Origin of the sequence: Streptomyces sp. MnatMP-M17 (assembly GCF_900091995.1) — a bacterium.
In the GTDB taxonomy this organism is placed as follows: domain Bacteria; phylum Actinomycetota; class Actinomycetes; order Streptomycetales; family Streptomycetaceae; genus Streptomyces.
The window spans coordinates 1-6639 of sequence record NZ_FMDK01000832.1; the positions used below are offsets into that span (position 1 = coordinate 1).

The 6639-nt window shown below is 69.7% G+C and carries 7 protein-coding genes; 2 read left to right on the forward strand and 5 right to left on the reverse strand.

Features of this window, described 5'->3' with window-relative positions; all coding sequences use genetic code 11:
* Together GA0115259_RS31470 and GA0115259_RS31475 are read right to left on the reverse strand one after the other, a co-directional pair.
* Positions 1-1323 (reverse strand): MFS transporter (locus GA0115259_RS31470; RefSeq protein WP_093603298.1); only part of this gene is annotated, 1323 nt, incomplete at its 3' end.
* Positions 1320-1868, reverse strand: coding sequence for a TetR/AcrR family transcriptional regulator (locus tag GA0115259_RS31475; RefSeq protein WP_093603286.1), 549 nt, complete (start codon positions 1866-1868; stop codon positions 1320-1322). The genes GA0115259_RS31470 and GA0115259_RS31475, both read right to left, overlap by 4 nt.
* A gap of 127 nt (positions 1869-1995) precedes the next feature.
* On the opposite strand from GA0115259_RS31475, the gene GA0115259_RS31480 reads away from it, so the two are divergent.
* Positions 1996-2532 carry an HAD domain-containing protein gene (locus GA0115259_RS31480; RefSeq protein WP_093603288.1) on the forward strand — a complete coding sequence of 179 codons (537 nt, stop codon included), beginning with the start codon at positions 1996-1998 and terminating at the stop codon, positions 2530-2532.
* Positions 2533-2554: 22 nt separating this feature from the next.
* On the opposite strand, the gene argH is transcribed toward GA0115259_RS31480, so the two are convergent.
* From argH to GA0115259_RS31495, 3 genes are all read right to left on the reverse strand, one after another.
* The gene (gene argH / locus GA0115259_RS31485; RefSeq protein WP_093603290.1) at positions 2555-3982 is read right to left on the reverse strand and encodes an argininosuccinate lyase; all 1428 of its coding nucleotides are present in this window, start codon (positions 3980-3982) and stop codon (positions 2555-2557) included.
* Between the two features lie 89 nt (positions 3983-4071).
* Positions 4072-5268, reverse strand: a complete 1197-nt coding sequence (locus GA0115259_RS31490) for an argininosuccinate synthase (protein WP_093603292.1) — start codon at positions 5266-5268, stop codon at positions 4072-4074.
* A gap of 86 nt (positions 5269-5354) precedes the next feature.
* Positions 5355-5741, reverse strand: coding sequence for a DUF488 domain-containing protein (locus GA0115259_RS31495; RefSeq protein WP_093603294.1), 387 nt, complete (start codon positions 5739-5741; stop codon positions 5355-5357).
* An 83-nt stretch (positions 5742-5824) separates the two neighbouring features.
* Between GA0115259_RS31495 and GA0115259_RS31500 the strand changes: the two genes are divergently transcribed.
* Positions 5825-6406: a pyridoxamine 5'-phosphate oxidase family protein gene (locus tag GA0115259_RS31500; RefSeq protein WP_093603296.1), complete on the forward strand. Its 582-nt coding sequence runs from the start codon at positions 5825-5827 to the stop codon at positions 6404-6406.
* The last annotated feature ends 233 nt before the right edge of the window (positions 6407-6639 follow it).

The following is a 6639-nucleotide window of genomic DNA, read 5'->3' on the forward strand; positions in this document are numbered from 1 at the left end:
GGGCGCGGGCACTCCGGCCGGCGCGGGAAAGCCTCGGTACACACCGGTGACCACGGATCCCAGCAGCGCGATACCGAGCGCCGCGCCCAGCTCGTACGCCGTCTCCGAGACCGCCGAGGCCGAACCGGCCTGCTCCTTGGGAACACTGGAGAGGATCACATCGGCCGTGACGGTGAACGAGAAGCCCGCGCCGACGCCGACGATCAGCAGCACCGCGCCCAGCAGCGGATAACCGGTCGACCGGCTGAGTACGGTGAGCACGGCCAGCGCCAGCCCGATGGCGGCCAGCCCGCCCGCCACCACCGCCCGTACGGAGTACCGCCGTGCGACCGTTCCCGCGATCAGCCCGGCCGCCACCGCGCCCACCGCCGCGGGCAGTTCGGCGAGACCGGCCTCCAGAGGGCCGCGTCCCTGGACCAGTTGGAGGAACTGCGACAGGAAGAAGACCAGTCCCGACAGACCGAGGATGGTCAGCAGATCGGCCAGCACCGCGCCCGAGAAGCCCCGGTGGTGGAAGAGCCTCATGTCCAGCAGCGGTGCGGGCAGCGTGAGCTGACGCCGTACGAACCGGTGGAGCGCCACCGCGCCGGCCACTCCCGCCACCACGGCGTCCCAGCCCGGCCCGTGCGCCGCCGCCTCCTTCACCGCGTACACGATGCCGACGACGCCGATGAGGGACAGCAGCACGCTGGTCATGTCCCAGGGACCGGGCGCCGGATTCCTCGACTCGGGCAGCATCCTCACGCCGACGAGCACCAGCACCGCCATCACCGGCAGATTGATCAGAAAGACCGAGCCCCACCAGAAGTGCTCCAGCAGAAAGCCGCCGACGACAGGGCCGACCGCCGCGCCCGCCGAGGCCATCGCTCCCCAGATACCGATGGCGAGGCTGCGCTCCTTCGGATCGTGGAAGATATTGCGGATCAGGGCGAGCGTGGCGGGCATCAGCGTCGCGCCCGCGACTCCGAGCAGCGCCCTGGCCAGGATCATCATCTCCGGGCTGGACGCGTAGGCGTTCAGTACGGAGATCCCGCCGAACGCGACCGCGCCCGTCAGCAGCAGCTTCTTACGGCCGATACGGTCGCCGAGGCTGCCCATGGAGACCAGCAGCCCGGCGATGACGAAGGAGTAGATGTCGCCGATCCAGAGGAGCTGTGTGCCGGTCGGCCTGAGGTCCTCGCTGAGGAACGGTGTGGCGAGACCGAGTACGGTCGCGTCGACGGCCACGAGCAGTACGGCCAGGACGAGCACGCCGAGCGCCAGCCACCGCCCAGGGCCGGGTACGGGCCTCGTCTCCGTCGCCGTTCCGTGGATGGTGGTCATGTCCTCACGCTCCGTTGTGCACCGCCGAGCAGCAACTCGACGATCATGTACTGGAAGTCCTTGGTGGCGACCCGGCCGTCCTGCGTCACCCAGGCGCCCGCGCTGAGCAGGCCGTAGAGCGCCTCGGTCAGCCACACATGGCTGAGGTCGATCCGGAACTCGCCCTGCTCCTGGCCGCGCCGGAAGAGCGCCGAGCAGCGGGCGTCGATCCGCGCCCAGCCGTCGGAGACCTCGCCCTCGAAGAGCTGGTTCTCGGTGAGCAGAAAGGCGAGGAGTCCGGCCGAGGGCTCGACACGGGCGACGAGTCTGCGCAGCGCCTCGGCCGCCGTGTCCTCGTCCAGCCGCGCGGCGTCGAGCGCCGTCTCCAGCTCCTGGATGCCGAGCTGCTCCAGCGCCTTGACCAGCGCGTCACGCCCGGCGAAGTGCCGGTGCAGTGTCGCGCGCCCGATGCCGGAGGCCCTGGCGACCTCGTCCATGGTGGCGGTCGCCTTACGGGTGAGAAGGGCGGCGGCGGTGCGCAGCACCTGGTCACGATCGACTGTCATGAGTCAACCATAACCCATATGAGACATGAAAGTCTCATTCAATACATCATCGCACCGCATCACGACCAGCCCCAGACCCGGTCCCAGGCCCGGACTCACGCCCGCCAGGGCGGGAAGGAACACCTGTATGAAGCCACCCCGGAACTCCCGGAAGCCGCTCCTGCTGATCGACATCGACGGTCCGCTCAATCCGTACGCCGCGCCGGCGGCGCCCGGGACCCCGTACGGATACGAGAGACATCTGATGCGGCCCTCGCTCTGGGCACGGACACAGCCGGGTCCGCTCTCCGTGCTCCTCAATCCATGGCACGGCGCGGAGCTGCTGGCGCTCACCGGACTCTACGAGCTGGTCTGGGCGACCACCTGGGAGGACGACGCCAACGAGTGGATAGGGCCGCCGCTCGGGCTGCCGGAGCTGCCGTACATCGCATGGCCCGAGACACACGGATGGGCCCCTCGCGGGACCCTGTGGAAGACGCAGTACGTGCTGGAGTACGCGGCCGGGCGGCCGTTCGCCTGGGTCGACGACGAGATCACCTCGTACGACCGCGAGTGGGTGGACCGGCAGCACCTCGCCGCCGCCCTGCTGCTGTACATCGATCCCGGGACCGGGCTGACCCGGCCGGACTTCGACGCGCTCGCGGAGTGGGCGACGGCGCTGTAGCCGCCTGTGTGACTGCTGTTGGCTATCGCTTGGCGGTGGCCCAGGCGTGCTGTATCACCAGATCGGCCTTGACCTCGGCGAGCTGTACGGCCACGGCCGACGGAGCCGTACCGCCTCGGCCGTTACGGGACGCCAGCGCGCCCGGCACATTGAGCACCGACCGCACCTCGGGAGTGAGATGCGGCGAGATCTTCGCGAACTGCTCGTCCGTCAGCCCGTCCAGCTCGATGCCGAGCGCCTCGCACTCCTTGACGCACTCCCCCGCGACCTCGTGCGCCACCCGGAACGGCACGCCCTGCCGGACCAGCCACTCGGCGATGTCCGTGGCGAGCGAGAAACCGGCCGGCGCCAGCTCCTCCATCCGTGCCCGGTTGACGGTCAGCGTCGCCATCATCCCGGTGAAGGCCGGCAGCAGGACCTCCAGTTGATCGCAGGAGTCGAAGACGGGCTCCTTGTCCTCCTGGAGGTCGCGGTTGTACGCGAGCGGCAGCGCCTTCAGCGTGGCCAGCAGCCCGGTGAGATTGCCGATGAGCCGGCCCGACTTGCCGCGCGCCAGCTCCGCGATGTCCGGGTTCTTCTTCTGCGGCATGATCGAGGAACCGGTGGAGAAGGCGTCGTGCAGGGTGACGAAGGAGAACTCCTTCGTGTTCCACAGGATGACCTCCTCGGCGATCCGCGACAGATTGACACCGATCATCGCGGTGATGAACGCGAACTCGGCGACGAAGTCGCGCGAGGCCGTGCCGTCGATGGAGTTGCCGACGGAGCCGCGCTCGAAGCCGAGGTCCGCGGCGACCGCCTCCGGGTCGAGCCCGAGCGACGAGCCGGCCAGGGCGCCGGAACCGTACGGCGAGACCGCCGTGCGCTTGTCCCACTGGCGCAGCCGCTCCGCGTCCCGGGACAGCGACTGCACATGCGCCAGCACATGGTGGGCGAAGAGCACGGGCTGGGCGTGCTGGAGGTGCGTACGGCCCGGCATCGCGACGGCCGGGTGCGCCTCGGCCAGTCCGACCAGCGCGTCCTGGAGACCGGCGATCAGCCCGCCGATGATCCGGGCGTGGTCGCGCAGATACATCCGGAAGAGCGTGGCGACCTGGTCGTTGCGGGACCGTCCGGCGCGCAGCTTGCCGCCGAGGTCCGGGCCGAGCCGCTCCAGCAGCCCGCGCTCCAGGGCGGTGTGGACGTCCTCGTCGGCGATGGTGCCGGTGAACGAGCCGTCGGCGACATCCGCTTCGAGCCGGTCGAGTCCGGCGAGCATCCGGGTCAGTTCGTCGGCGGTGAGCAGTCCGGCCTTGTGGAGGACACGGGCATGGGCGCGGGAGCCGGCGATGTCGTACGGCGCGAGCCGCCAGTCGAAGTGGACCGACGCGGAGAGCTTGGCCAGGGCCTCGGCGGGTCCGTCGGCGAAACGGCCGCCCCAGAGCCGGACATCACCGTTGTTGCTGCTCACTGCTGCTCCTTGGAGGGATCGGGAAGTACGACCGCCTCCCCGCCGTGGAGGAACGGGGAGGCGGATGGTTCGCGCAGGGCGAGACGAGGCTACGCCTGGAGGTCGCGGCGCGCGGCGATCTTCGCGGAGAGGCCGAAGATCTCGATGAAGCCCTGCGCCTTGGACTGGTCGAAGGTGTCGCCCGAGTCATAGGTGGCGAGGTTGAAGTCGTACAGCGACTCCTGCGACCTGCGCCCGGTCACCACGGCCCGGCCGCCGTGCATGGTCATCCGGATGTCGCCGGTCACATGCTGGTTCGCCTCGTTGATGAAGCCGTCCAGGGCGCGCTTGAGCGGCGAGAACCACAGGCCGTCGTAGACCAGCTCGCCCCAGCGCTGCTCGACCTGCCGCTTGTAGCGGGCCAGCTCGCGCTCGACGGTGACATTCTCCAGCTCCTGGTGCGCGGTGATCAGCGCGATCGCGCCGGGCGCCTCGTACACCTCACGGGACTTGATGCCCACGAGCCGGTCCTCGACCATGTCGATCCGGCCGATGCCCTGGGCGCCGGCCCGCTCGTTGAGCTGCTGGATCGCCTGGAGGACGGTGACGGGCCTGCCGTCGACGGCGACCGGCACGCCCTCCTTGAAGGAGATGGTGACCTCGTCGGCCTCGCGGGCGACGGCGGGATTCTGCGTGTACTCGTAGATGTCCTCGATCGGCGCGTTCCAGATGTCCTCCAGGAAGCCCGTCTCGACGGCCCGTCCGAAGACGTTCTGGTCGATGGAGTACGGCGACTTCTTGGTGGTCGCGATCGGGAGGTTCTTCTCCTCGCAGAAGGCGATCGCCTTGTCCCGGGTCATCGCGTAGTCACGGACCGGAGCGATGCACTTCAAGTCCGGGCCGAGAGCGGTGATGCCCGCCTCGAAGCGCACCTGGTCGTTGCCCTTGCCGGTGCAGCCGTGGGCGACGATTCCGGCGCCGTGCTTCTGCGCGGCGGCGACGAGATGCTTGACGATCGTCGGCCGGGAGAGCGCGGAGACCAGCGGATAGCGGTCCATGTAGAGGGCGTTGGCCTTGATCGCCGGAAGGCAGTACTCCTCGGCGAACTCGTCCTTGGCGTCCGCGACCTCGGCCTCGACGGCACCGCAGGCGAGCGCGCGCTTACGGATGACATCCATGTCCTCGCCGCCCTGGCCGACATCCACGGCGACGGCGATGACCTCGGCGCCCGTCTCCTCGGCGATCCATCCGATGGCGACGGAGGTGTCCAGGCCGCCCGAGTAGGCGAGTACGACGCGCTCGGTCACGGGTATCTCCTTACGGTGCATTCACTGACGGGTATAACTATGCGCTGCACCGTATTGTTTTGTCAACGCGTGCCCTGGCGGCGCGGTCACCGCGCGCCCTGGCGCACCTCCGCGGCCAGCAGCGGCGCATGGCTGTAGCGCAGATCCTTGGTGGCCGTGAGCAGGGTGAGCGTGTCCTCGGCGGCCAGCTCGCGCAGCCGGCCGAGCGCCTCCGCGTGATCCGGTGCGGCCAGCTCCGCGCCGTACCGTCCTGCGAACTCCTCGAACCGCCCGGGATCGTGCCCGTACCACGTGCGCAGCTCCGCCGAGGGCGCGGCGTCCTTCAGCCACTCGTCCAGCGCGGCGGCCTCCTTCGCCAGACCGCGCGGCCAGAGCCGGTCGACCAGGACACGGGTGCCGTCCTCAGGCTCCGGCGGCTCGTACGCCCGGCGGACGCGTACCTCGTGCTTCTGCCTTTTCGTTGTCCTCGTCATAGCTCCATGGTCGGTCGGGCGCGGCGGTCCCACGAGCCGAAAACATCCTCGCCGCCCGGGCGCGGGCGCGGATAATCGAGGGCATGGGAAAGCGCTACGAACGGATCGACGGCCGGATACGCACCTTCATCGAGGAACAGCCCGTCTTCTTCACCGCCACCGCTCCGCTGGCGGACGACGGCCATGTCAATCTCTCGCCCAAGGGACGGGCCGGCACTCTTGTCGTGATCGACGAGCTGACGCTGGCGTATCTCGACTTCGGCGGCAGCGGCGCCGAGACCATCGCGCATCTGCGGGAGAACGGCCGGATCACGCTGATGTGGTGCGCGTTCACCGGGCCGCCCAAGGTGCTGCGGGTGCACGGCCGGGGAGAGCCGGTCTTCCGTGACGATCCGCGCTGGGCCGAGTACATCCCGTACTTCAAGGACACCGACGGGCCCAGCGCCCGCGCGATCATCGTGATCCACGCCGTACGCATCGGTGACGCGTGCGGTTTCGCGGTGCCCTTCATGGACTACCGGGAGGAGCGGACGCAGCACGCCGAGCACTTCGGCCGTAAGTCGGACGAGGAGTTCGCCGCGTACTGCGCGAAGAAGGACCATGTCGGAGTGAGCCTGGACGGGCTGCCCGCGCTGCCGCTGCCACTGCCCGCGCGGACCGACTGAAGGCGCAGGACGGACCGAGGGCGCGGCACCGCCGTACGGAGTAACGCGACGGTGGCCCGGGAGGCCGTGTCGCGGCGGGCGGCATACGGTCCGAACCATGCGTACCGCTCTCGTGCTCGCCGCCACACTGCTCGCCGTCGTCGCCTCCGCGCCTGCCGCCGCTCCGGCATCCGCCGCCGCGTCCGCCGCGTCCGCCGCGTCCGCGGGGATGACACTTCCCGAACGGATGGGGG